24 protein-coding genes, 2 tRNA genes, 1 other RNA gene and 1 riboswitch are annotated in these 24,329 nt (G+C 31.7%); of the genes, 14 read left to right on the plus strand and 13 right to left on the minus strand.

Annotated features, from left to right (window positions below):
• From CBR30_05130 to cysE, 13 genes are all read right to left on the minus strand, one after another.
• On the minus strand, positions 1–846 hold the full coding sequence (locus CBR30_05130) for a hypothetical protein (GenBank protein PMQ01571.1): 846 nt from the start codon (positions 844–846) through the stop codon (positions 1–3).
• Positions 843–2,057, minus strand: coding sequence for a tyrosine--tRNA ligase (locus CBR30_05135; protein PMQ01621.1), 1,215 nt, complete (start codon positions 2,055–2,057; stop codon positions 843–845). Before CBR30_05135 ends, CBR30_05130 begins: the two co-directional genes overlap by 4 nt.
• Positions 2,057–2,542: a hypothetical protein gene (locus CBR30_05140; protein ID PMQ01572.1), complete on the minus strand. Its 486-nt coding sequence runs from the start codon at positions 2,540–2,542 to the stop codon at positions 2,057–2,059. Before CBR30_05140 ends, CBR30_05135 begins: the two co-directional genes overlap by 1 nt.
• Positions 2,533–2,886, minus strand: a complete 354-nt coding sequence (locus CBR30_05145) for a hypothetical protein (GenBank protein ID PMQ01573.1) — start codon at positions 2,884–2,886, stop codon at positions 2,533–2,535. The genes CBR30_05140 and CBR30_05145 overlap by 10 nt, the downstream gene beginning before the upstream one ends.
• 10 nt (positions 2,887–2,896) lie before the next feature.
• Positions 2,897–3,448 (minus strand): phosphohydrolase, encoded by a 552-nt coding sequence (locus CBR30_05150; GenBank protein ID PMQ01574.1) that lies wholly within the window; start codon positions 3,446–3,448, stop codon positions 2,897–2,899.
• Between the two features lie 19 nt (positions 3,449–3,467).
• Positions 3,468–4,106 (minus strand): MBL fold metallo-hydrolase, encoded by a 639-nt coding sequence (locus CBR30_05155; GenBank protein ID PMQ01575.1) that lies wholly within the window; start codon positions 4,104–4,106, stop codon positions 3,468–3,470.
• 19 nt (positions 4,107–4,125) lie between these two features.
• Entirely contained in the window at positions 4,126–5,775 is a 1,650-nt protein-coding gene (locus tag CBR30_05160) for an arginine--tRNA ligase (GenBank protein ID PMQ01622.1), read from the minus strand.
• Positions 5,776–5,889: 114 nt separating this feature from the next.
• Positions 5,890–6,894 (minus strand): GTP-binding protein, encoded by a 1,005-nt coding sequence (locus tag CBR30_05165; protein PMQ01576.1) that lies wholly within the window; start codon positions 6,892–6,894, stop codon positions 5,890–5,892.
• A 2-nt stretch (positions 6,895–6,896) separates the two neighbouring features.
• Entirely contained in the window at positions 6,897–7,313 is a 417-nt protein-coding gene (locus tag CBR30_05170) for a protein archease (GenBank protein ID PMQ01577.1), read from the minus strand.
• A complete protein-coding gene (locus tag CBR30_05175) occupies positions 7,300–9,735 on the minus strand; it encodes a DNA gyrase subunit A (GenBank protein PMQ01578.1) in 2,436 nt (811 codons plus the stop codon). The genes CBR30_05170 and CBR30_05175 overlap by 14 nt, the downstream gene beginning before the upstream one ends.
• 6 nt (positions 9,736–9,741) lie before the next feature.
• Positions 9,742–10,383: a thiamine diphosphokinase gene (locus CBR30_05180; protein PMQ01579.1), complete on the minus strand. Its 642-nt coding sequence runs from the start codon at positions 10,381–10,383 to the stop codon at positions 9,742–9,744.
• The gene (locus tag CBR30_05185; protein PMQ01580.1) at positions 10,380–11,189 is read right to left on the minus strand and encodes a thiamine transporter; all 810 of its coding nucleotides are present in this window, start codon (positions 11,187–11,189) and stop codon (positions 10,380–10,382) included. The genes CBR30_05180 and CBR30_05185 overlap by 4 nt, the downstream gene beginning before the upstream one ends.
• Before the next feature lie 52 nt (positions 11,190–11,241).
• A riboswitch (TPP riboswitch) is annotated at positions 11,242–11,351 on the minus strand.
• A 41-nt stretch (positions 11,352–11,392) separates the two neighbouring features.
• Positions 11,393–12,067 (minus strand): serine O-acetyltransferase, encoded by a 675-nt coding sequence (gene cysE, locus CBR30_05190; protein PMQ01581.1) that lies wholly within the window; start codon positions 12,065–12,067, stop codon positions 11,393–11,395.
• A 113-nt stretch (positions 12,068–12,180) separates the two neighbouring features.
• Here cysE and CBR30_05195 point away from each other — a divergent pair.
• The 14 genes from CBR30_05195 (at position 12,181) to CBR30_05260 (ending at position 24,329) form a co-directional block, all read left to right on the plus strand.
• Positions 12,181–12,255 (plus strand) — tRNA-Met (locus tag CBR30_05195).
• Positions 12,256–12,274: 19 nt separating this feature from the next.
• A tRNA-Val gene (locus CBR30_05200) sits at positions 12,275–12,349 on the plus strand.
• A gap of 102 nt (positions 12,350–12,451) precedes the next feature.
• On the plus strand, positions 12,452–13,171 hold the full coding sequence (locus CBR30_05205) for a hypothetical protein (GenBank protein ID PMQ01582.1): 720 nt from the start codon (positions 12,452–12,454) through the stop codon (positions 13,169–13,171).
• Positions 13,172–13,461: 290 nt separating this feature from the next.
• Positions 13,462–13,822, plus strand: an RNA gene (rnpB, locus tag CBR30_05210) — RNase P RNA component class A.
• A 99-nt stretch (positions 13,823–13,921) separates the two neighbouring features.
• A complete protein-coding gene (gene mraZ, locus CBR30_05215; protein ID PMQ01623.1) occupies positions 13,922–14,359 on the plus strand; it encodes a division/cell wall cluster transcriptional repressor MraZ in 438 nt (145 codons plus the stop codon).
• The gene (locus CBR30_05220) at positions 14,350–15,231 is read left to right on the plus strand and encodes a 16S rRNA (cytosine(1402)-N(4))-methyltransferase (GenBank protein PMQ01583.1); all 882 of its coding nucleotides are present in this window, start codon (positions 14,350–14,352) and stop codon (positions 15,229–15,231) included. Before mraZ ends, CBR30_05220 begins: the two co-directional genes overlap by 10 nt.
• Positions 15,228–15,524, plus strand: coding sequence for a hypothetical protein (locus CBR30_05225; protein ID PMQ01584.1), 297 nt, complete (start codon positions 15,228–15,230; stop codon positions 15,522–15,524). Before CBR30_05220 ends, CBR30_05225 begins: the two co-directional genes overlap by 4 nt.
• A complete protein-coding gene (locus CBR30_05230) occupies positions 15,517–17,097 on the plus strand; it encodes a penicillin-binding protein (protein PMQ01585.1) in 1,581 nt (526 codons plus the stop codon). Before CBR30_05225 ends, CBR30_05230 begins: the two co-directional genes overlap by 8 nt.
• On the plus strand, positions 17,084–18,574 hold the full coding sequence (locus CBR30_05235; GenBank protein PMQ01586.1) for a UDP-N-acetylmuramoyl-L-alanyl-D-glutamate--2,6-diaminopimelate ligase: 1,491 nt from the start codon (positions 17,084–17,086) through the stop codon (positions 18,572–18,574). The genes CBR30_05230 and CBR30_05235 overlap by 14 nt, the downstream gene beginning before the upstream one ends.
• Positions 18,558–19,943 (plus strand): UDP-N-acetylmuramoyl-tripeptide--D-alanyl-D-alanine ligase, encoded by a 1,386-nt coding sequence (locus CBR30_05240; GenBank protein PMQ01587.1) that lies wholly within the window; start codon positions 18,558–18,560, stop codon positions 19,941–19,943. The genes CBR30_05235 and CBR30_05240 overlap by 17 nt, the downstream gene beginning before the upstream one ends.
• Positions 19,936–20,859, plus strand: a complete 924-nt coding sequence (gene mraY, locus CBR30_05245) for a phospho-N-acetylmuramoyl-pentapeptide-transferase (protein ID PMQ01588.1) — start codon at positions 19,936–19,938, stop codon at positions 20,857–20,859. Before CBR30_05240 ends, mraY begins: the two co-directional genes overlap by 8 nt.
• Positions 20,844–22,214: a UDP-N-acetylmuramoyl-L-alanine--D-glutamate ligase gene (gene murD, locus CBR30_05250; protein PMQ01589.1), complete on the plus strand. Its 1,371-nt coding sequence runs from the start codon at positions 20,844–20,846 to the stop codon at positions 22,212–22,214. Before mraY ends, murD begins: the two co-directional genes overlap by 16 nt.
• Positions 22,201–23,280 (plus strand): cell division protein FtsW, encoded by a 1,080-nt coding sequence (locus tag CBR30_05255; GenBank protein PMQ01590.1) that lies wholly within the window; start codon positions 22,201–22,203, stop codon positions 23,278–23,280. Before murD ends, CBR30_05255 begins: the two co-directional genes overlap by 14 nt.
• Positions 23,277–24,329, plus strand: coding sequence for a UDP-N-acetylglucosamine--N-acetylmuramyl-(pentapeptide) pyrophosphoryl-undecaprenol N-acetylglucosamine transferase (locus CBR30_05260; GenBank protein ID PMQ01591.1), 1,053 nt, complete (start codon positions 23,277–23,279; stop codon positions 24,327–24,329). The genes CBR30_05255 and CBR30_05260 overlap by 4 nt, the downstream gene beginning before the upstream one ends.

Below are 24,329 nucleotides of genomic sequence, written 5' to 3' on the forward strand. Positions count from 1 at the left end.
TCAATTTATTTTCTCTAATATATAAACAGCAACCTTCCTTCTACCGAAGTTATATACTTCCCTTTTAGTAGGTAAAAGAAGGTCTATTCTGTATCTTTTTATTGCTCCCCCTGTATCACCTGCTATTGAAAATCCATAACTTGGTATGTATAAAGGTGTTCTTAGTGGAATAATTCTTGGATCTACTGCTACTATTCCTTTTTCTGCTTTCCATCCCAGGGCTGTTGAATCGTCTACTCCCTTTCCCTCCCATGGGTAGTAGGCTGTTGCGGTCATTGTGTAAACTTTCTTTAGTTTAAAGGTACCCTCAGTTATGTTTAAGCACCTAATTATTGGCGAATTAATTTCTATTATTTCCGGTTCACTTTTTACTAATACTTTTCTTGTTTTTAGAGTTTTTGATTCTAATTTTCCATTCTTATATAAAAGAAGCCATTCTTCATATATTTTCCCACTTTTCCCTCTATTTACTACTTTTTCTTTATATTCCTTGCTGTATTTAACTTTAAATATAATATCGTAAGAAGTTGTTATATAATCTTTTACTGTTTTTTCTTCTATTCTATCTATTCTTATCTCTCTTACATAATTTAAGTTAGCACGAGGATGAGGTGTGATTCTATCTTTTTTGTTAATTTTTATATTATTTTCTTGAAGAACCTCCCATACATAGTTTGCCCTTGTTTTTATTTTCATTACTTTTTTGTTGCCATCAATTATAGTTATATCTTTAGGTTTTTGTAAAATTTTATTGGGGTTAAAATAAAATTCATGAATTACCCCCTTACTATTATTAATTATTAAGTTTAAAGATAATAATGTTAAAATTATTAGTTTTTTTCTCATTGTGGTATGATTTTCTTGAAAAAGTGTTTTCCAACTCTTATTACTATTGGCTTTGTAATCTCTATCTCTAAATTAGGATCAGTAACCTTTTCACCATCAATCTCAACTGCTCCTTGAGAAATGAGTCTCCTTGCAGAACTATTACTATTTACTGCTCCTATCATATTCAACAATTTTACTATCCAAATTTTTCTTTCAGTAATCTTGTATTCCTCTATATTTTCAGGGAGAGATTTTTGTCTATAAACTCTTTCAAATTCCTCTTCCGCCTTTTGGCTTTCTTCCATTCCATGGTACATTCTTACTATTTCCCTTGCAAGTTTTGCTTTCATGTCTCTTGGATGTAAAGTGCCATTTTTTAAACCTTCTTCAATAATCTTTATCTCAGATCTGGGCAGATCAGTAACTAAGTAGAAGTATTTGACTATTAACTCGTCTGGTAAAGACATAACTTTCCCATACATATCCTTTGGAGAATCGTTAAGGGCAATATAATTCCCAAGGCTTTTACTCATCTTTTGTTTTCCATCTAAACCTTCTATTATTGGCATAAGCATTGCAACTTGCGGTTCTTGTCCAAACTCTTTTTGAATCTCTCTTCCAACTAATAGATTAAACTTCTGATCTGTTCCTCCAAGCTCAATATCCGCCTTAATAGCTACAGAATCATAAGCCTGCAAAAGAGGATAGAGAATTTCATGCATAAATATGGGTCTATTTTCCTTCATTCTTAGAGCAAAATCATCTCTTTCTAACATTCTTGCTACTGTATATTTAGACATAAGATTTATAACATCTTCTAATTTCATTTTGCCAAACCATTCTTCCTGATACCTTATTTCTGCTCTTGATATATCTAAGATTTTGCCTACTTGTTCTTGATAAGTCATAGCATTTTTCTTTACCTGTTCTGGCGTTAATGGTTTTCTTGTTTCAGATCTACCAGAAGGATCTCCAATTCTTGCAGTAAAATCGCCAATGATAAATACAACTTGGTGCCCTAAATCTTGAAATTGTTTCATTTTTCTTAAAACAACAGAGTGCCCTAAGTGTAGGTCAGGTGCAGAAGGGTCAGCTCCTAATTTTACTCTTAATGGTCTATTTTCCTCTCTGGCTCTTCTTAATTTTTCCTCTAACTCTTTTTCTGGAATTACCTCCACAGTATTTTCTAATAATATAGAAAGTTCTTCTTCTATACTAAGTTTTCGTATCATCTCTTTGCACCTACTCCCAAGATTTTTTCTTTAATATTTGGATTTTTATCTATGTAAATTAGTATTGGAAGACCTATGAGATATGTGACCACTGCTTCTCCTATTGCGATATAGATAACATTTAGAATATAGGGTAATTTAAAGAAGTAATGAAGATATAAACTTACTCCAAAAGCATTTACAAGTATTGGCGGTATTGGAGCAAGATAAATTTTTGGCATTTTGTATGTTAGATATCCTGCAATTAAGGTGCATAAACTTCCAAAGACTACATCAATCCAGCCAGCCGGGCTGAAAAAATTAGCTATAAAACAACCCAAAAATATTCCAATGATTGAAGTGGGATCTATAAAAGGAAAAACAGTTAAAAACTCTGATATTCTAAATTGAATTGGTCCGTAACTAATCTGACTAAATAATAAAGTTAGAACTAAATATATTGATGCATATAATGCTATTTTTGTTATATTTCTTATAGACAACGAACCACCTCCTTGATTATTTTTTTCATTTTTCTTTTAATAGGCTTACTCACCTTTGATCCACTAATCAAAAGTAACATCATGTCATTTTTCTCGAAATTGAAAATTGAGATTTGATTTTCCTCTCCCTTAATGCATATTTCACGTATTTTATCATTTTTTGTGGATTTTTCAAATAGATTATTGCTTTCTTTATAAATTAATGAAATATATGCAGATAAGATTTCCGATATATCTTCACTTAAACTGCTTTTTAAAACAAGACCCTCTGAAGTTGATAAAATTAGAAAAGACAAATCTTCTTCATTACACTTCGCTTTAAAATCATATTCCGATAAATTCATATTAACCCCCTCACAGATCAAGCATTGCTGATATTTCCTTCATGGCAGATAAACCAATGGATATGAACTCGTTTAAAGGTATGCCAAACTCCTCACAAGACTTTATTTGTTCTCTATTTGCTCCCCTTGCAAAGCTTTTCTCCTTAAACTTTTTTAGAATAAAATCAGTGTCTAATGGGGCTAATTTCTTCTCTGGATGGACTAATGCAGATGCTACTATTAGTCCTGTTAATGGATCTACAGCGTAAAGTACTTTTGCAAGAAGAGTATCTCTTGGCAGTCCATGCATTTCATTATGGGCTTTAATTGCATCAATAACATCTGAGGGTAAATTGTATGGTTTTAGTATTTCTTCCGCTAATAAACTATGTTTTTCAGGTTCTTTTTCTGTTAATTCATAATCTATGTCGTGAAGTAAGCCTGTTATTCCCCATATTTCTTCATCCTCATTAAAATGTCTTGCCATTGCTCTCATTATTGCTTCTACTGCCAACATATGTTTAAATAAGTTTGGATTTTTAATATACTGCTTTACTAATGATAATGCCTCTTCTCTTGTCATTCTTCTTCCTCCTAATTTTTTAGTAATTTAATACCCACACTTCTGTAGAAGATGGCAAGTTTTCCTTTGTTAGCTCTACTTCTTTTTCTGTAAATTTTCTTATAGGATAATTTACTATCGAGAGAAAATTTTCTACAGAGGATAGATCAAACTTTAAGTGTGGCGTCTTATAATGCATTGGTATAACGATTTTAGGAGATAGCTCTTTCACGTTTTGGAGTGCTCCATTAGCATCAACAGTGTAAACTCCTCCTACTGGAACACAAAAAACATCAATGTTCCCTATATTTTTTACATCCTCGCTATTCAAAATGTGTCCTAAATCTCCTGCATGGGCTATTCTTATGCCATCAATTTCAAAGATAAAAATATAGTTTTCTCCTCTTTTTCCTCCCATCTGCTCATCGTGAAATGTTTTGACACTTCTTATTTTTATGCCCTGAATTTCTGTGTCTACTTTTCCTTTCAAAGTAGTAAAGTTGCCTTTTATTAAATTTACTGCGGAGTGATCAAAGTGATCGTGACTTATAGTAACAATATTAGGTTCCACATCAGGCAAAGGATAACCTACAGAGGCATCAAAGGGATCTGTCAAAATCTTAATCCCATTTTGACTTGTAAATAAGAAACATGCATGTCCATACCATCTTATTTTCATATTTATCTCCCTCCCTTAATTACATTTTTTCAGGAGCGGAAATACCTAAAATATTTAGACCATCCTTTATTATAATTCTAACACAATCAACTAAATTTAATCTTGCCAATGTTAGATTATAATCTTGAGAGAGGACTCTACACGAATCATAAAAAGCATGAAAGGCTGTAGCTAAATTAATCAAATAATAGGGTAGTAAATGCATCTCGTAACTTCTCGTAATATCCTCTAATCTTTCAGGGTATCTCATTAATTGAACTAAAAGTTCTCTTTCTTTTTCATCTTGAAGAAGCGTAAGATCCGCATTATCTAAGTCATTTAAATTTATACCTCTTTCTTCTGCTTGTTTTAGGATGCTACAACATCTGGCATGAGCGTATTGTACATAATATACAGGATTTTCAGAAGTTTGTTTTTTGGCAAGCTCAATATCAAAATCTAATTGACTATCTGCACTTCTAAGCAGAAAGAAAAATCTTATTGCATCCTTTCCAACTTCTTCTTGCATTTCCTGTAGAGTTATAAAATCTCCGGTTCTTTTTGATATTTTTACTTCCTCTTTACCTCTTAGAATTCTTACCATTTGAACTAAAATAACCTGTAGAATATCTGGTGAGTATCCTAAGGCTTGGATGGCATTTTTCATCCTTTGAACATGGGCATGATGATCTGCTCCCCAGACATCAATAATAAGATCAAAACCTCTCTCAATTTTATTCAAATGATATGCTATATCTGCTAAAAAGTAAGTTGGAGAACCATCGCTTTTAACTAATACTCTATCTTTTTCATCTTCAAATTTTGCAGAAGCAAACCAAATCGCTCCATCTTTTTTGTAGATATGTCCCTTACTTTCTAAGATATTAAGTACTTCTTGTAATTTTCCTTCTCTATGAAGAGTTCTCTCACTAAACCAATTATCGTACTCAACTCCAAAATTAGATAAGGCTTGACGTATATTTTCTAACATTTTCTTTAAGGCATATTCCTTAAAGAACTCTTTCTTTTCCTTTTCACTTAATTTCTCAATCTTATCTTTTTCCTTTAAAAGTTCTTTTGCTAAATCTTTTAAGTATTCTCCTTGATAACCATCTTTTGGAAATAGATAGTTGACCCCAATTTGCTCTAAATATCTTGCATATAGGGATTCTCCTAAAAGTTCAATTTGATTACCTGCATCATTAATATAGAATTCTTTTTCTGCATACCATCCAACCCTTCTAAAGAGGTTTGCTAAGGAATCTCCAATGACAACTCCTCTTGCATGAGCTATATGCATAGGTCCTGTAGGATTTATGCTTCCAAATTCTAATTGTATCTTATTATATTTCTTTGGTAGACTTACAAAATTATTTAGATTTTTTCTAATCTCTTTTATTATTTTAATAAGTGCTTTGTTGGATATATGAAAATTTATAAATCCTGGTCCTGCTACTTCTATGTTGTCAAATAATTCTTCATCTTTAAGAAATTTTATAATTTGTTGGGCTATCTCTCTTGGTGGTTTATGGGTTTTATTAGAAAGGGTTAATGCAATAGGTGTAGCATATTCTCCAAACTCTTTTTGTTTTGGAGTTTCTATTACTATGTCTATATCATTGATATTTAAACCTTCAGATTCCAGATAGGTAAGGGCATTTTTTAATAAATCTTTTAGTTTTTTTCTTATCATGGCTTTTTGACTCCCTCTTTTTTAGTATGAAATTTAACTTAAAATATACAATAAAATTACTTTTAAAGCAACTTTACTGAATCTTGCAAATATTTAGATTTTATAGGGGTGTTATAAGTGAAATCTGATTAAAAGTACATCTCCATCTTTTACTACGTAATCTTTTTTTTCTACTGAGATCAGTCCTTTTTGATGGGCGTTTTTCCAACTTCCTTCTTCCACTAATTTATCCCATGGTATTACTTCTGCTCTAATAAATCCCCTTGCCAAATCTGAGTGGATTGTCCCTGCTGCGTCTATTGCAGTACTTCCATTTTTAAGTTTCCATGCTCTTACTTCCTTTTCATTTCCTGTAAAGAATGTAATAAGATCAAAGTGTTTAAATATAAGGTCGTAAACTCTCTCAGATAATAAATTTTTTATGCCATATAAGGATAGATATTCTAATGCTTCATCTTTTTCTATAGAAATTACTTCCTCTTCTAAGATACCTGAAAATATGATGTAGTTTTTTTCTTCTTTTTGTAAATAATCAATAATGGAATTTAAATTTTTGTTATCCTCAAAATATTCTGGAGAAACATTTATAGCATAAAAGATTGGTTTAAGGCTTAAGAAGTTCCATGAAATAAGAAGTTTTTCTTCTTCTGGCTTTAAAGTCATTGAGTTTATTAATTTTTCTTCTGATAAATGATTATATATCCTTTCAAGAAAATTCTTCTCTGAAAAGGAAGTTTTTCCTTTAAGTTGCCTCTCACATAATTCTAAATCGTGAATTATTAGCTCACTTTCTTCTTTTTTAATCTCTTCTAATGGATTATACTCTTCTAAAAATGCTGGAATTATATAAATAATCAGGTCAGATTTTTGAATGTATGTTCGTAGATTTGCATCCTTTTTAGAAAAAGTGGCTTCTCCTGGAAAATCAATGAAGTCTGTATGAATTGGGGTTATTGTTTTGCTTTGAAATACGTTAGAAAGTTTGATAAGTCTTTCGTCTTCTTTTGGTACTGCAAATATATTAATATCGTGCTTTATATTAGCCTTTCCCCTAGATAATATATGCAAAAATGTGCTTTTACCTGAACTTTTTCGACCCAAAATTAATACTGACATATCTATATATCAAAAACAACTTGTACACACCATTTTCCATTTTGGTTCTCAATCTTTAACAGATTATAAGTTACTGCCTTTATCTCTCTTTGAAGGGTATGTCTTTTAGGATCAAATTTTTCTCCATAGCAATTACTTATAAGTTGTTCATTTCCAATTAATGTAACCTTAAATTTACAAAATATTAAGCCTTTTACCTCAAAAACATAAAGTAACTCATTTAACCAAGTAACCAAAAGAGATTCTAAATCTTCAGCATCTACTTCAATATCAAATCTTGTTTTTTCTTGAATTTCTTCCAATGGAACTATAAGGTCAAACATTGCTTTTGCACTATTTTCAAAAGCCTCTTCCTTGGTTGCTCCGTAAGTTATTATTCCTATATCTGCAGTGTGATCTAATAATTCATAATTCTTCATTTTTATTCCCATTAATCAAATCAATAGCTATAACACTATCATCAGGTGAAAGAGTAACTAATTTTACTCCTTGAGAATTTCTTCCCTGTACAGGAATGTTGTTTACCGCTATTCTTAAAAATTGTCCCTTTACTGTGCTTATGAGCACCTCATCATTTTCTGAGACACACTTTGCTTGAATAAGACCGCCTGTTTTTTGGGTAATCTTTATAGCCTTTACTCCAATTCCTCCTCTACCTTGTAAATGAAATTCTTCAGCTTTTACCCTTTTTCCAAAACCTTTTTGGGTTATAAATAATATATCTTTATTGGGTTCAACTATTATTCCGCTTATAACCTTATCATCTTCTCTTAATTTAATTCCTCTTACTCCTTGTGCTACTCTTCCCATTTCTCTAATCTCTTTTTCACTAATTCTTATTCCCTGCCCATTGTTAGTAAATATCATAATCTCATCATTTCCAGAAGTTGGAATTACGTTTACTAAGTAATCACCTTCTTCTAAAGATATAGCTATTACTCCACTTCTTCTTATATTTGCAAACTCCTCAAAGGGTGTCTTTTTAATAATCCCCTTAGAAGTAACAAAAAGAAGATACTTATAATTATTCTGAGAGTTAACTGAGATGATCTCAGTTATTTTTTCTCCAGAAGAGAGGTTTATATATTCTCTAAGGGATACACCTTTACTTTGTCGAGAAGTTTCTGCTATCTCATAGGTTTTTATAGAATAAACCTTTCCTAAATTACTAAATAGTAATAGATTGCTTCTTGTAGTAGTTATAGCAAGGTTTGTTATAACATCTTGATTTTGGTTGGCTAAGGTGTTTAACCCTTTTCCTCCTCTCTTTTGAAGTTGATAAGTGGAGAGAGGCAATCTTTTAACATATCCATCTTGAGTTAAGCATACTACTTCTGGATTGTCAGGAATAAGATCTTCAACTGTTAGAATTTCTCTTTCTTCCTCTACTATTTCAGTTCTCCTTTTATCTGCATATTTCTTTTTTATCTCTTTTAGCTCGTCTTCAATCACTTTCCATAAGAGATTCTCATCGGATAGAATGGCTTTTAATTTTTTAATTTCTTCATTTAGTTCTTTGGCTTCCTTCTCTATTTTTTCTCTTTCAAGAGCTGTTAGTTGATGTAATCTCATGTCTAAAATTGCTTGAGCTTGAGTTTGTGTTAACTTTAATTTTAATATAAGACTTTCTCTTGCCTTTTCAACATTTGGCGAACTTCTAATGATTTTTACAACTTCATCTAAATTCTGCATAGCAATTAATAGTCCTTCTAAAATATGAGCCCTGTTTTGAGCCTTTTCCAAATCAAACTTTGTTCTTCTTATAACTACTTCTTTTCTATGATCTAAAAATACTTTTAATAGTTCTAAAAGACTAAATAATTTGGGTTGTCCATTTATAACAGCTAAAAGAATGACTCCAAAGGTGCTTTCTAAAGGAGTATGTTTGTATAATTGGTTAATAATTACGTTAGGATCTGCTTCTTTCTTTAATTCAATTACTATTCTTATTCCATGCTTGTCAGATTCATCTCTTAGATCTTTTATACCCTGTATTTTCTTCTCTTGAACTAACTCTGCAATTTGAGTTAGAAGATTTGCTTTATTTATCTGATATGGGATTTCAGTTACAACGATACTTTTTTCTCCCTTTTTATTTTCCTCTATTTTATATTTGCTTCTAACAATTATTTTACCCTTTCCTGTCCTATAACTTTCTATAATTCCTTTCTTCCCAATAATCGTGGCGCCTGTTGGAAAATCTGGACCTGGAATAAAATTTAATATTTCCTCTAATGTGGCATTTGGATTTTCTATTAGATAAAGTAAAGCATCTATAACTTCTCCTATATTATGAGGAGGTATATTTGTTGCCATTCCAACTGCAATTCCTGATGTACCATTTATTAATAATTGAGGCACTTTTGTAGGTAAAACTGTTGGCTCTTTTAATGAATTATCATAGTTTGGTACAAAATCTACCACATTCTTGTCTATATCTTCTAACATTTCCATTGCAATAGGAGTTAATCTGACCTCAGTATATCGCATTGCAGCAGGCTCATCTCCATCTATAGACCCAAAGTTACCATGTCCATCAACTAAAGGATATCTAAAGGAAAAGTCTTGAGCCATCCTAACTAAAGCATCATATACTGCTGCATCTCCATGAGGATGATATCTACCAAGGACATTTCCTACTACGTGGGCACTTTTTTTATAAGGTTTATTAGGATAAATCCCGGACTCGTACATGGAATAGAGTATTCTTCTTTGGACGGGTTTTAAACCATCCCGGGCATCAGGCAAAGCGCGTCCTAAGATTACGCTCATTGCGTAATCTAAATAGGACGCCTCCATTTCTCTTTCTAATCCAACTAATAGAATCTTACTCTTGTCCATGTCTCTTTATTTTAACATAATTACTATTAAAGTTCCAGACTTTATTTCAATTATTGCTTTTTCCTCAATAAATTCATTACTTATACCACGAGTCAGATTTCTATATAAGGGTTCATTATTGAGAGTATATTTTAAGCCTTTTAAGGTTATTCCCTCAACTGAATCGGAAAGGGGAATAAGGGAGATTATTCCTCCCAAATTCCCCCAAAATTCTTTTTTCTCTGGACCTTTTAAAAGAGTTATATAGATATTTTTATCTATTACTTCTACCTCTATACCTCTGTCTTTTATTCTCTCTAAAAAGAATATATTAGCTAAAGTATGGTCAATTCTTTTTCCAAGAAGTCCTATAAAAGATATTTTTTCAGGATTATATTTTAGAGCGTATTTTACTCCTAATTCTAAATCGGTTTCATCTTTTTCTTTTGGATATATTTTCCATTCTATTTTTTTATCTTTCAAGATCTTTATAACATCTTCAGAAAGTGAGTCCAGATCTCCAATTATTACGTCAGGATAAATACCAAGATTTATTGCATGCGAGGTACCCCCATCTACGCATATTACTAAGTCTACTGGAAATATGCTTGTTATATCTCCTAATTCCAAATTATTATCGCCATTCGCTATTATTAAAATGTTTTTCATTTTTCAACGCCTAAGGATTTTTGAAGTCTTGGATATATTATTAGTACTATTGGTAATGTTATGAATGTGCTTGGAGCAACTACAAAAAAGTTATAGACAAGGGAGTAAAGCCATGGAGGTGTTCCTGGAGGTGCATATTGGGAGAAGAATATTATCCCAGATAGAAAATGGGCAAATAATCTACCTAATCCTCCCAAAGTTATTCCAATCTCTATTGGCTCTATTGTTTTTCTCATGTAAGCTCCTAAAACAAGAAGGAGAAAGCCCAAAATTCCTGCAGCAAGTATGATAATTCTTGATATAGGATACCAATTCAATTTAAATTCCAGATCTTTAATCTCCTTTTGAATGTCTTCCTTTTCTGTACCTTGTGCTGTTTCAAGTTTTGCTTGAAGTTCTGAGAGTTTGCTCTTTGCTTGAGGGAGCTCTGAGGAGATGTTAGCATATAAATAGAAAGTACCTATTAAAATTAATATGGCAATTAAAATAGTGCCAAGCCTTGATAATTTTATTTTTTTAGCTATTCCCGTAAGTCCAATTAATCCAAAGGCTATAGGATAATCTAAAAGATATTGTAACCAATGTACTACATACATATCCTGTAAGGAATGAACAAAACCATAGACTAATCCTACAAACATTCCAGGAATTACTCCCCATCTTAGAGCAAATATAAACAATGGTAGCATTTGAAGACTGATACTTCCACCTTGGGGCATCTCACCTATTTTTAAATACCAGAGTATTAGGGCAAGAGCAATGCTTACTCCTCCTTCTGTTAACATCTGCACTTTACTGTTTTTCATAAAAATCCCTCCTTAATAAAAAATTAAAGTTCCCCACCAGCTAAGGCAAGGAACTTTTTCTCTCTTCCCTCCCTTCGCTGGCATTGCCCAGATCAGGTTCCAAGGGTCGGTAGCTTCCGCTACCCTCTCAGCCCCGGCTTAGGAGCTCCCCTGGGAAAACACCTCTATTCAATTTTTAAATATTATATCACAGTTTATTTTGCTTAGGAATTTTTAATTTTAATCTCCTTTAACTTTCTTTCTAATTCTTCTATCTTGCTTTCAAGATATGTGATTCTTAAATTTAATTCTTCAATAATTTGTGCTTGCGGATCTGGCAAGTTACCATGGTCCAATATATTATTTATCTTTTTACCATCTTGTATGATTATCTTTCCAGGCACACCTACAACAGTACAATTTGGTGGAACAGATTTTAAAACAACAGATCCTGCGCCAATTCTCACATTATCACCTATAGTTATAGGACCTAAGACTTTTGCGCCTGCCCCAATAACCACATTATTTCCAATTGTTGGATGACGTTTACCTTTTTCTTTACCTGTACCGCCAAGAGTTACTCCTTGATATATAAGAACATTATCTCCTATCTCTGTAGTTTCACCAATTACAACTCCCATCCCATGATCTATGAAAAATCCCTTTCCTATTTTGGCTCCAGGATGTATTTCAATTCCTGTTAGAAATCTATTAACATGAGAAATAAGTCTTGGAATTACGGGTATTTTTAATTTCCATAAAAAGTGTGCAACTCTATGGAGTAATATGGCATGAAATCCTGGATAGCATAATATTACTTCTAAAAAATTTCTTGCAGCAGGATCTTTTTCAAATACAGCTTTATAATCTGCCTTTAAAGTTTCCCAAATTTTCTTCATAATACACCCCACTTTTAAGAATTTATACTTATTTAGTGCAAATTATTTTATCATAATACCTCTTGTCATTCAATAGAAAATATTTTATAATTCAATCTGAAAGTTGATTGTGTGGGCCCGTAGCTCAACGGCAGAGCAGCCGGCTCATAACCGGTTGGTTCTAGGTTCGAATCCTGGCGGGCCCACCATATTTTTGAGGGGGTATGTGGGCGGATGGCTCAGTGGTAGAGCACCTGTTTCACATACAGGGGGTCGTAGGTTCGAATCCTGCTCCGCCCACCAATTTTAAATTTTATTTTTATAAACCTCATATTAACCTTTGTTGACTAATTTTTGAACCCGCATTAAAATGATACCGAAAAGTTTGAATTTGGAGAGTGTAATATGAGAGTTTCTAGTATTCCAAAACTTTTGAATATTCAAGATCAACTTCTAAAATTAAAAGAATTGGAAAAGATTTTAAAGAGTAAAGAAGATGAATTAAAAAGCTTTAGAGAAGGTGAAACCAAAAAGATAAGTAGTTTAGAAGAAGAAATCAGGTCATTAGAGAAAGAGATAAAAAACATTAAAGATTCTCAAAAAGAAAAGGAAGATAAGCTATCTTTATTGAAAGAGAAGGTTTCTCAAGAGGAGAAGAGGGCTTTATATATTAAAAATCCTAAAGAAGTACTTCATTTGGAAAAAGAAATTAATCAGCTTAAAGAGCAAATAAATAATTTAGAAGATAGTATTCTTGAGCTAATGATAACTCTTGATGAAAAAAATAATGTTCTTACGATTAAGCTAAAAGAATTAGAAGAGATTAAAAAGGAATACAGTAAGAAAGAAGAGGAGATGTTAAAAGAGGTAGAGGATTATAAAAATCAGATTCTTTTATTACTCAATCAGATTGAAGAAAACAAAAAGGATATTGAGCCCGATGATCTAATGGAGTTTGAAAATCTAAGTAAACAAAAATTAAATAGGGCAATTGCAAGAGTAGTAAACAAAGAGGTTTGTGATGGATGTAAACTTACAGTGCCTAAGTTATATCTTGATAGATTAAAGAGAGGGGAAGTTGTTTTTTGTCCAAATTGTGGTAGAATTTTATGGATGGAAAAATGAATTTAATTATTTTTTTAGTAGTAGGCATAATTTTTGTTTATTTAGTTGATAGAGTTTTAAAGTATTTTACCACTCCAAGATGTCCGAAGTGTGGGAAAGTATTATTAACAAGATATAGACTAATAAAGCCACCAACACCTACCGAAGATGGAAAAGAAGAAAAAACTTTATATTGTGAATGTGGATATGAAAAGAAAGTTGAATATAATGTACCTTATTGGAAAATAGTAAGAAAAGAAGGATTTAGAGGTTTTGAAATCATACCTTGGGTAGATCTATATAAGAAGGAGGAAGTGGACCGGGCAACCGCGGAATCCTCGAAAGAGGATTCTGAGGAAAGTCCGAACACCACAGGGCAGGGTGCTGGGTAACACCCAGTCAGGGTGACCTGAAGGAAAGTGCCACAGAAAACATACCGCCTAAGCTGAAAAGCTTAGGTAAGGGTGAAAAGGTGAGGTAAGAGCTCACCAGCAGATGGGTGACCATCTGGCTTGGTAAACCCCACCCGGTGCAAGGCCAAATAGGAGGGGTTGAGGTGGCCCGCCGACCCTCGGGTTGGCCGCTTAAGGTAATGAGTAATCATTACCTCAGATAGATGGTTGCCACTCCAATATTGGAGTACAGAATTCGGCTTATAGGTCCACTTCCTCCTTTTTTATTCTAAAAAATCCCCTATTTAATTCCATCTATAATAGTGCTATAATCAAAGGTGGAAATTGGTGGAAATGGGTGGAAGATAAAGGGGATTTTATGTTTATTGGGGAATATATTCACTCTTTGGATGAAAAAGGAAGATTAACCATCCCTAATGTATTTAGGCAAGAATTAGGTGATAAATTTTATATTACCCGTGGTTTTAATAAATGTCTTCATCTCTACACCATTGAGGAATGGATGAAATTTTCAGAGTTCCTTCTAAGTTTCTCCCCAACTGATGAAGCATCTATTAATTTAAAAAGGTTTTGGTTTTCCAGCTCTGTAGAGGGATGTTGGGATAAATTAGGCAGAGTTTTAATACCAGTTTATTTAAGGGAATATGCAGAATTAGATAAGGACGTGGTAATAATTGGGGTAGGAAAATATATAGAGGTTTGGAATAAAGAAAATTGGGAGAAATTTAAAAAGCAAGTAGATTTATTAGAAAAATTGAAAGAAATAAATGAAAAGGTGGAAAGATCATGGAAATGATACATATTCCTGTAATGCTAAAGGAGGTTGTTGATTACTTAAATATTCGTCCTAATGGAATATATATTGATGCAACGGTTGGTTTAGGAGGGCATGCTGGGGAGATTCTAAAAAGATTAAAGGATGGATTATTAATAGGTTTTGATAAGGATTCTGAAGAAATTGCTATAACAGAGAAAAAATTGAAAGAGATATCATCAAACTTCATCTTAGTAAATGAATCATATGAGAAAATTCCAGAATTTTTGGAGAAAAAGGGTATAAAATATGTGGATGGTATTTTCTTTGACTTAGGACTTTCATCTTATCAATTGGAAATTAGTAAAAGAGGGTTTTCTTTTAAAAGATTAGATGAGCCTTTAGATATGAGATTTTCTAAAGATGAAAATTTGACTGCTGAATATATACTTAATAATTATTCAGTGAATGAATTAGAGCGGGTTTTTAGAGATTATGGGGAGGAGCCTTATTACAGAAAATTAGCAATGGCAATATGTGAAGAGAGAAAGAAAAAGGCTTTTAAGAAGGTTGAAGATTTAGTGTCTGTTGTAGAAAAGATTATTCCTAAGAAAGGAAGGATTCATCCCGCTACGCGTGCCTTTCAGGCTTTGAGAATTGAAGTTAATAAAGAATTGAAGGTATTTGAAAATACATTACATAGAATCTTGCCCTTTATTAGGAAAGGTGGAAGGTTAGTAGTTATATCATATCATTCTTTAGAAGACAGGATAATAAAAAATTTTTTAAAGGATAAGGAAAAAGAGGGAGAAATGGAAATTATAACAAAGAAGGTCTTAAGACCTTCTTATGAGGAAATTAGAATGAACCAAAGGGCAAGAAGTGCGAAAATGAGGGTGGGAGAGAAAACATGAATATGAAACTAATTTTATTGATATTAATATTGATTTTCGCCTCTGTTCTTATAAATATAGAAGCATCAAAATTAAAGGAAGAAAATAGAAAGTTATTGAAATTAATACAAAATCTTGAAGAAGAAAAAATTTATTACGAGAATGCTCTGTTAAAAAGCATAAATTTAACTGAATTAGAGGAGAAAGCCCTGCGAATGGGATTTGTTTATCCAAAGGAGGCTCTAAAAATAAAAGTTAGAAACGAGAAGGTTATCAGTATAGATAAGATATATTTTGTGAAGCCCAATGAATAACAAAAAGAGATTAAGAATATTAACATTATTTTGGTTTATATGCATGATCTCTATAGAGGTCATTTTATTAACCTTTCAGGTTAATTTTAACATTTATGGAAATCAGTTTGGAAATGATATTCAGATTAATAGAGGAAAGATATTAGACAGAAATGGCAACGAGCTTGTTAGTAATTGTTATAGAAAATCTTTGGTAGTTAACCCTTTAAACATTGGGGAGAGTGAGAAAGAAAAAATAATTAGAAAATTAAGTAAAATCCTAAATTTGCCTGAAAAAGTGTTGTCAGAAAAATTGAATATGAAATCTAATTTTGTTTGGGTAAAAAGAATTTTAGGATACTCCGAGATTGAAAAGTTAAGTAATCTTCTTTCTTACAACAAGATTTTTCTTGTTGATGAGAAATACAGAAATTACCATTTGTCGGTAGCCACATCTCCTCTACTTGGTTTTGTAGGAGTAGATAATCAGGGTCTATATGGATTAGAAGCAGTATTAGATCAATGGTTGAGAGAAGGGAATAATGTTTATTTAACTATAGATAAGGATTTGCAAGCTACATGTGCAAATTATTTAAGAGAAGGAGTAGAGAAGTATAAAGCAAAAGGTGGATATATAGGCATTTTGGATGTATCTTCAGGTGAGATTTTAGCTTTTTCTATGCTTCCCGACTATGATTATAGAGAAAGTTTAGATTCACTAATAGATAAAATTCATGAAAAAAATCCTATAAATTTTATAATTGAGCCAGGTTCTGTTTTTAAGATAATAACTGCGAGCATTGCATTAGAAGAGGGAATAGTTAATCTAAATGAAACAGTTGAGTGTAGAGGTGAGGAAAAGGTTAATGGTCATACAATAAGGTGTACAGAAGAACATGGGAAAGTAAACTTGGAAAAAGCTATTGAAAAATCATGTAATATTTATTTTTATCATTTAGCACAAAAAATACCAAACTCTGTTTGGTATAAATATTTTAAGAGACTTCATATATTAGATCCGATTGATAGTGATATAAATCTAACTTTGAAAGACTCCCTCATTCCTGACATTAATAGTAGCAAATTTACAAAAGGTACTTTAGGTTTTGGACAAGGCATAGGTTTTACACCCTTGAAGATCTTATGGCTTTTAAGCTACGTTGGAAATAATGGAAATTTAAAGACTTTACATTTGATTAAAAAAATAGAGGACTTAAAAGGGAAAAATATATACAATGATAAAACAGAAGAATTTTCTGTTGTGTCTCCAGACACATCAAAGAAGATTCTTTCTTACATGTTTGGAGTTGTAGAACGAGGAACGGCGAGTAATCTAAATTTGAAAGGATTAAAAATAGCAGGGAAAACAGGAACTGCACAGGTTGCAAAGGATAATGGATATATTCCTGGGGTTTATAATCATCTTTTTTACGGTTTCTTATTTCTACAGAATAAAACATATGCTATTATTGTTATACTGTTAGAGCCTAAAATTGGTAAGTATGCAAAGGATACAGTGGTGCCAATTTTTAAAGAAATTGCTAAAAGATTAGTTATTTATGATGGAAGGTGGGTGCAAAATGAAAAATTTTAAAGAAGGATTAGATTATGTAAAAGAAGAAATTATAAGTGTAAAGGGAAAAGTACCTGAATATATTTCGGGTATTTCAGTGGATTCAAGAAACGTAAAAGAAAATTACGTATTCTTTGCTATGCCAGGACAAAAAGAAGATGGAAAAAAATATATAAAATCCGCTATAGAAAATGGGGCTATATGTATCATATTCAGCGGAGAATTGTCAGAGGATTATTTCGTGGATAACATTTCTTATGTTCAAGTTAGAGATATCCAAAAAGTTCTTGGAAGGCTTTCTGCCTGGTTTAACGACTTCCCATCTCAAAAATTAACTATTATAGGAGTTACAGGGACTAATGGGAAGACTACTGTAACCCATCTTCTATACCACTATTGGAAAACAAAGGGGGAGAAAGCAGGACTTATTGGGACCATTTATAATAAATTAGATGAAGAAACCCTTAGTACTAATTTCACTACTCCTCAACCACCGGAATTACAATCACTGTTAAAGAAAATGGTGGAAAAAGGAATTAAATATGTTTCTATGGAAATATCTTCCCATGCATTAGCTCTTAGAAGAACTGAAGATTTATATATAGATGGAGCTGTCTTTACTAATTTAACTCAAGATCATTTGGATTTTCATCATACAATGGAAGAATATTTTAGTGCCAAGAAGAAGATTTTTAATTTACTTAAAAGAGATGGTTTTGGGGTTTTAAACAAGGATGATGATTGGGTAAAACAAGTATTTATCAATAATAAAACTATTTGGTGCTCTCTTTATGATAAAGTGGATTTATATGTAAGTCATTGGGAAAATAGAGAAGAAGGTTTAAAGTTGTTAATATCTACCCCTAAAGGTGATTTAGATTTAAATTTGAAATTGAGAGGAAAGTTTAATGTCTATAATATTCTTTTAGCCACAGGAGTATTGATAGGTCTTGATGAGGATTTAGAAAACATTAAATACGCATGGGAATCTTTTAATGGCGTGCCTGGTAGATTAGAGTTTGTAGATGAAGGGCAAAATTTTTCCGTTATTATTGATTATGCCCATACTCCTGATGGACTTAACAACATTTTATCTACAGTTTCAGAGTTTACAAAGGGAAGAAAAATATTGGTTTTTGGTTGTGGAGGAGATAGGGATCCTTTTAAAAGACCAAAGATGGGAGAGATTGCGGGTAAACTTGCAGACTATGTGATAATAACTTCTGACAATCCAAGAAATGAGGATCCTTATAAGATAATAAGAGAAATAGAAGAAGGAATTAAAGGCTCTGGCTTTAAAGACTATGTTGTGATTGAAAATAGAGAATTGGCAATAAAGCATGCTATTGAAGTAGCAAAGCAAGGAGATAGTGTAATTATAGCTGGGAAAGGTCATGAGGATTATCAAATAATAGGATCAGAAAAAATACATTTTAGTGATAAAGAGGTTGCTCAAAAATATCTTAGAGAGAGAAAGTCCCATGAAGCTAAGAGTTAAAGAGATTTTAGAGGCTATAAATGGAAAACTTATAAAGGGAGATTTAGGTTATGAGGTAAGCTCTGTTTCTACAGATTCGAGAAAATATAAAGAAAATTCCCTATTTATACCTATTAAAGGTGAGAAGTATGATGGTCATGACTTTATAGATGATGCTTTAAGGAATGGGGCTGTAGGGTTTATTTTTAGTAGAAATATAAATGAAAGTGCATTTCAAAAGTGTAAATTTGCTATAGAGGTAGAAGATACTTTATCTTCTCTTTGGAAGTTAGCGGAGTATTATAGAAATAGAGAAAACTTTAAGGTTATTGGGATTACTGGTAGTTCTGGTAAAACAACAACAAAATACTTTACTTATTCTATTTTTAAAGAGTTTGCTTCTGTAAATTATAGTAAGGAAAATTTTAATAACGAAATAGGAGTGCCTCTTACCATTTTAGATACTGAAAATTCTTATGATTACTTAATTTTAGAACTTGCTATGAGAGGATTAGGACAAATTAAATTGCTAAGTAAAATTGCAAGACCAGACTTTGCAGTGATTACAAATATAGGGACTGCCCATATAGGTATATTAGGGTCTCAAGAGAATATTGCAAAGGCAAAGGCTGAAATTTTTGAATATTTAAATCCCAAGGGATGGGCACTGCTAAATGGTGATAATGAATGGTGCGTAAGAATATATGATTCTCTCAATTATAACAAGCTAAGATTTGGTTTTGATAAAGAAAATGATATAGTAGGAGAAGTTGAATATTACGAAAATAATGCAAAATTAGGAATAAAATTTCCAGATGGTAAAAAGATAAAATTGACTGTACCTATCTATCCTCAAGAAATATATCATAATCTTATCGCAAGTTTAACCCTATTTTGGCTAAATTTTCCTAATAAGATAGAGGAAATTGGGGAGAAAGTAGAATTAAAGTTTCCCCCTATGAGGCTAAGTATATTAAAGGGAGTTAAAAATTCTGTAATCATAAATGATACATATAATGCAAACCCTGACTCAGTATTGGTTGCTCTAAATTTCCTTAAGGCTTATTCACATGGAAAAAGAAAAATAGCCGTACTTGGTGATATGTTGGAGCTTGGAGATTATAGCTTGGAATTACATAGACAGATTATTTTAAAAGCTTTAGAAAGGACGGACCTCCTTTTTCTTTATGGGGAAGAGATGGAAAAAGCTTTAGCAAGCTTAAAAGAAAAATTAGAGAGTGACCGTAAAATATATTGTGAAAAAGATTTTCAAGCTCTTTTAGAAATGATTTTAAATGAAATAAGAGAAAATGATTTAATATTAGTAAAGGGCTCAAGAGGTATGAAGATGGAAAATTTTGTTAAGTATTTGGAGGAGAAAAATGAATAGTCTACTATTAATTTTTATACTTGCTTTTATTTTATCTTTATTCTTAACGAGATTTTTGATTTTTCTCTTAAAGAAATATAAGATTGGAAAGCATATAAGAAAAGAGGGACCCACAGAGCATTACAAAAAAGAAGGGACACCCGTAATGGGAGGTCTTATTTTTCTTGTAATAATGATCCCCTTTTTATTCCATAAAAATACTTTTTTCTTTGCCCTTTCTACTATATTAATGGGGCTTTTTGGCTTATTAGATGATATCCTCTTGTTAATAAATAAAGATTATGGAATAAAACCACTAAGAAAAATAATAATAACCTTAATAATTTCAATATTTCTATATATATTTGCTCCAAAGAATACATACATTTATACGAATAATCACTCTTGGAATTTAGGAATTTTATATCCCATATTTTTTGTATTGCTTTTTACCTATCTCCCAAATGCTATAAATTTAACAGATGGATTGGATGGTCTTGGAGGTGGTATTTCTTTAATCTCTTTGATTTTTCTTCTAATTTTCCTATTAATTAGGAATGATTTTATGAATGCTGTGGCGACTGTCTGTCTTATATCTGCAATTTTGGGCTTTTTATGGTTTAATGTCCATCCCGCGGAGATTATTATGGGAGATGTGGGTGCTTTTTCTTTAGGTTCTGCCCTTGCAAGCCTACTGGTTTTGTCAAAAACAGAAGCGTTATTTTTATTTGTTAGTGGTATACCATTTTTAGAATCATTATCGGTCTTTATTCAGGTAGCTTTCTACAAATTGAAAAAAAGAAGAATTTTTAAAATGAGTCCATTGCACCATCATTTTGAGCTTAGTGGCTGGAAGGAAACAAAAGTTGTAGGAAGGTTTTATATTCTACATTTATTAATATTGATAGGAGGCTTCATTTTATGGACTTATCTTTAAAGGGTAAGAGGGTTTTAGTTTTAGGTTTGGGAGAAAGCGGTTTTTATTCTGCCTTATTTTTAAAAGAGAAAGGGGCAGATGTAATTGTTAACGATATTAAAAAAGAGGAAAATTTTTTAAATCATATTCCCACATTTAAAGAGAAAGGTATAGAGTACATATTTGGAGAGCATCCTCTTTCTTTGTTAAATGAATTGGATCTTGTAGTAGTAAGTCCCGGCATACCTAAAGAAAACCCAATTTATAAGGAAGCAAAGAAGAAGGGAATTAGAGTAATAGGGGAGATTGAGCTTGCTTATAAATTTTGTAAGGTACCTATTATAGGTATTACGGGTACAAAAGGAAAATCTACGACAACTACCATGATATATGAATTATTGAAGAAACAAGGTTTTGATGTGGTTTTGGCTGGTAATATAGGAATTCCATTTATTCAAAAGGTTGATTCTTTAGATAATGGATACTTCGTATTAGAAGTAAGTAGTTTTCAATTGGAAGATATTGAGGATTTCAGACCTAAAATAGCTGGATTTATAAATTTTTATCCTGATCATATGGATAGATATAAGAGTATGGAGGAGTATAAGCAAGCTAAATTGAATATATTTAAGAATCAAAAAGAAGAAGATTTTGCTATTGGTTTTTATGATCAGTATGAGATTAGAAAGAGCCTTCTTGAACAAAGAGGCAAAAAGTTCTTCTTTTCTCTTTCTAAAATTGATGAAGGAGTTTATTTGGATGTAGAAAAAGAAAGAATTGTTTATAGATTGATGGATAAAGAGGGATTTATAAAGTTACCACTGAAGAGTCTTTGGAATAGGGTTTTATTACAAAATTTCATGGTAGCTACATTAGTTGGGCTTATTTTGGGAGTTGATGAAGAGAATATATATTGGCTTGGCAACAATTTTAATGGGATTCCCCATGCCTTAGAACTTGTTGGGGAGATTAATGGAAGAAAATTTATAAATGATTCAAAAGCAACAAACCCTATTTCTACAATATCCGCAATAAGGTCTTTTGATAGTCCTAAGATGTTGATTCTTGGTGGAAGAAATAAAAACTTTGATTTTACAGAACTATTTACAGAAATCTCAAAGAATAAAGTTAAGAAGCTATATTTAATAGGTGAGACGAAAGAGATTATGGAAGAGTTAGCTAAAAAATTTAATTTGGATTATTCTTTAGAGGATTCATTGGAGTCTGCTGTGAGACATGCTTATTTAGACTCTTCAAAAGATGATATAATTCTTCTTTCTCCTGCCTGTGCTAGCTTTGATATGTTTACTGATTATAAGGAGAGAGGAAATGTTTTTAGAAGTATAGTGGAAAGGATAAAAAGTGAGAGTAGATAAAAATATTTTTATTATTTCTCTGATTTTATCCTTATTTGGCTTAATCGCCATCTTAACCGCAAGTTGGAGATGGGCGGAATTATATCTTGGAAATAGATATTATTTCATTCAACACCAATTAATATATCTACTTTTAGGTATTGCCATTGCATTTTTTGTATATATACCATCTCTTGAATTTTGGAAAAGGGGTGCCCTTTTATTCTTCATCCTTTCTCTTATCTCCCTTTATGCAGTGTTCATAAAAGGTATTGGAGAAGAAGCAAGAGGGGTTAGTAGATGGATTAATTTAGGAATAATTCAGTTTCAACCATCGGAGTTTGTGAAGATATTCTGGGTTATATTTTTAGCCTCCTTTCTATCAAAAGCCAAAAATAACATAGAATTTGATTATATTAAATGGATTTTTATATTTCTGGCATTAATAGGAATAGCATTAGCTCTTCAACCTAATTTCAGTATGCTTTTTCTATTTATACTGACAACTTTTTCTGTTTTGTTCCTGGCTAACTATGATGCTAAGAAATTGTTTTTAATATTTGTATTGTTTGTCTCCATAGCCTTTATTTTTGCAAAATCGAAAACTTATGTCCACAACCGCTTAAGCAATGGCAGTGGCATTACATTTCCTCTTTTTAGTACATATCAACAAAGTTATGCCCTCAATTTAATAAAGGATAGTGGACTTTTTGGCAAGGGATGGGGTAGAGATCAGTATAAGATTTATTTGCCAGAATCTCACAATGACTTTATTTTTCCAGTAATATTAAGTGAAGGTGGATGGATAGCAGGGTTCCTTATAGTTTTCTCATATTTTTATCTGATATATTCTATTTTTATCTTAGCAAAAGAAGAGAAGGATTTATTTAATTATTTATTGCTATGTGGAATTTTAAGTTTATGGTCATGGCAAATTCTTTTAAATATTTCCATGACATTAGGTTTTTTGCCAGTTATGGGGCTTCCTTTACCTTTTATCAGTTTTGGAGGGTCCTCCTTGATTAGTAACTGGATATTAGTTGGTATACTTTTGAAAATTAGCTCTTTAAGGAGATGGAAGGAATGAGAAATATTATTTTTGTGGCTGGAGGAACAGGTGGACATTTATATCCTGCTATGAATTTGGCGGATTATATAATGAATAATAGTAGAGATATAAATATAATTTTTATTGGAAGAAAAAATGGTATTGAATCAAAATTACTAAAGGATAAATTTCCTTTTTATGGAATATCATTACCAAGGGCTATTGAATTAAGACCTTGGGATTATATTAAGGCTTTTTATGAGGTAGAAAAAATCATAAGAAAGTTAAAACCAGATTTATTTGTAATTTTTGGGAGTTACATTTCAGTACCTGTTTTAATTAACGCAGTATTTTGGAGATATCCTTTTTATATGCATGAACAGAATGTTATCCCCGGAAAAGTTATTAAATATTTCTCTCCTCTTGCAAAGGGAATAGCTATTAGTTTTCCTGAAACTAAAAAATTTTTGAAAAATAAGAATATTTTTTATACTGGAAATTTTGTTAGAAAGGAACAGTTGACAATAGATAAAGAGAGTTGTAAAAAAGAGTTAGGATTTAATTTAAATAAAAAACTTCTCCTCATAACGGGAGGAAGTCAGGGGGCAAGAAAAATAAATGAGATCGTGAAAAAAATAATTCCCATATTGTTAGATATGAATTGGGAAATTTTCCATCAAATTGGTGAAAATTTGTTTTCAGAATATATAAAAGATATCCCAGAAGAATGGATGTTTAAAGGATATAGACCAACACCTTTTATAAATGAGATGGAAAAAGCTATAAGAGCATCGGATCTTGCAATAAGTAGGGCTGGAGCAACAACAATATATCAGTTTCTTTATGCAGGACTTCCTGCTATTTATATTCCATATCCATACGCAAAGGATAATCACCAATACTTAAATGCTAAAATAGCTGTTGAAAAGGGTTTTGGAACTATAATTAAGGAATCGGATCTTTCTGAAAGTGTTTTGATTGAAAAGATCGTTGAATGGGGAGATAAAAAGGTAAAACCATTAAATTTACCTGATGGAAGAGAGATATTTTGGGGAATATTAAAAGATTATTTGGAAGGGAGGAATTGA

The sequence above is a fragment of the Dictyoglomus sp. NZ13-RE01 genome (assembly GCA_002878375.1).
Classification (GTDB): Bacteria; Dictyoglomota; Dictyoglomia; order Dictyoglomales; family Dictyoglomaceae; genus NZ13-RE01.